This is a genomic window from Vibrio sp. D417a (genome assembly GCF_030248595.1).
Classification (GTDB): Bacteria; Pseudomonadota; Gammaproteobacteria; order Enterobacterales; family Vibrionaceae; genus Vibrio; species Vibrio alginolyticus.
Map to the genome: position 1 here is coordinate 1 of NZ_JAHGAM010000055.1, position 1,835 is coordinate 1,835.

A 1,835-nucleotide genomic window follows, 5' to 3' on the forward strand; every position below is an offset into this window, starting at 1 on the left:
CCAAGCGTTGCGAATCACTCTTAAACAGATTGTTATGTGACTAATTCACGTAATAATCTAGAAGGTCTCCATCAAACCAGTTTTCACGGCAAAATACCTTAACCATATGAGCGTATTCACTGATATAAAAACTCTTAATTGGTGTTTGCTTAGTAGATATTTTCGCAGAGATTACCTCATAATCGTCAAGCAAGACGGCAAGAGTTCTCAAATCTGACTCGATATATTTAACACGACTGTAGCCACTTGAAAGCGGATCCATCATTGCACCAGTAAGTTCATAGTAAGCATCATTCTCGGTTACATTAAGAGCGCCAGACAACGCAGCATGAATTGATTTGCCATTAGGCAAATGGTTCTTATTGTAAGTATTATTAATTCTTTCTGCCAACTTTGAAATTAATCGGTAAGCATCATCACGCTCTTGTTGTGATGCGAGATACGTAGACTGCTTTTCATTAGCATCAGCTGTTCGCGAAAGCTCGACTCGAGTTTGTTCCAGCTCTTTGCTTTGCAATACAATTGTGATCAGCAAAGCGATTAAAGCCATAAAGCTTAACAATGGGTTGAGAGTTCCACCAATGAAATCACCAAACGTCCCCCAGTCTCCTTGTTCAGTGCTCCAATTAGTCCCAAAATTAAATACATAAGATGAAATTACGACAACATATGCCAAGAGGCTAAAACCGACGATAAAACCAAGAATTGTTAATGTTTTTTTCATATAAATCTCTAAATTTTCGCTGTCACATAACGCCCTGTTAAGGTGTGAGCAACGCAATACCGATGCCGCCGCATAACACCTTAAACACCTAAACCAACGCATAGTAAAAATGCCACGCGTTGCGAATCACTCTTAAACAGTTTGTTAGGTTAATTCTTATAGGTTCCCATCTTAGCTGTTAGCTTACAATCTCCATAACCACCCGCAGCTACTGTTGCCTCGGTAGGTGTTTGCGTATGCTGGAAAACAACATCAAGCCAAGATACCGTGTAGTTAGACATTGTAGATACGACGTTGTCTTTGAATGAAACTACTACATATTCATCTGCTAGCTCACCAGTTTTGCAATAATGCCATTCTTCTGATGAATCAAGAATTTCCTTTAGTGCAGGGTCACCAAATACACTGATAACTTGTTCTTTATTCATACCACGCTCGACTAACAAAGATTTAGTTAAATCTTGCTGAGTATAAATACTTAGATCGACTGGTTCTGGTAATTTTTCTTCGGGCAATGCCATTGCTATAACTGCTGTCAACAAAGCCACATTCAGCGCTGCTGAAACATACAAGGGTTTAATTTTGTTCATTATTTCCTCGATTAACCTAACGCCCTGTTAAGGGGTGAGCAACGCAATACCAATGCCACCGCATGCCACCTTAAACACTAAAACCAACGCATAGTGAAAATGCCACGCGTTGCGAATCCCTCTTGAACAGTTTGTTAGGCGACATTTCTACGTTTAACTTCTTTCTCATACGAAGATTCGTTGTATAGCCAGATAGCCCAAAATGCGAAAAACATCCCGCTCGTGTAAATTGAGTAATTAAGAGCATTATCCGATAAGAAAATCGTAATGCTTGCCGCATCAGAAGATGGGTAAAGGAAAATAACATTAAAAATCATGTACAAAATGGCTGTGACGAAAGTTGTTCTAAAAAGCCAATTTAAACATCCTTTCTTTCGCGATTTTTGCCAATTATCAAATGCTTTAGCATTCATTAATCCACTCCTTTTCTGTTAACTGAAGCTAGATTCACGCCAAGATACTATCCACTAGTCTATCGTTTGTCTCATGTCGCCTAACGCCCTGTTAAGGTGTGAGCAACG

3 protein-coding genes are annotated in these 1,835 nt (G+C 39.3%); all 3 read right to left on the bottom strand.

Annotation, left to right across the window (positions count from 1 at the left end; all coding sequences use genetic code 11):
- Positions 1 to 40: 40 nt before the first annotated feature.
- On the bottom strand, positions 41 to 724 hold the full coding sequence (locus KI742_RS23320) for a hypothetical protein (protein WP_258653724.1): 684 nt from the start codon (positions 722 to 724) through the stop codon (positions 41 to 43).
- A gap of 149 nt (positions 725 to 873) precedes the next feature.
- Entirely contained in the window at positions 874 to 1,314 is a 441-nt protein-coding gene (gene bamE / locus KI742_RS23330) for an outer membrane protein assembly factor BamE (RefSeq protein ID WP_182016806.1), read from the bottom strand.
- Between the two features lie 134 nt (positions 1,315 to 1,448).
- Positions 1,449 to 1,727 (bottom strand): hypothetical protein, encoded by a 279-nt coding sequence (locus KI742_RS23340; RefSeq protein WP_285385885.1) that lies wholly within the window; start codon positions 1,725 to 1,727, stop codon positions 1,449 to 1,451.
- Positions 1,728 to 1,835 lie beyond the last annotated feature (108 nt).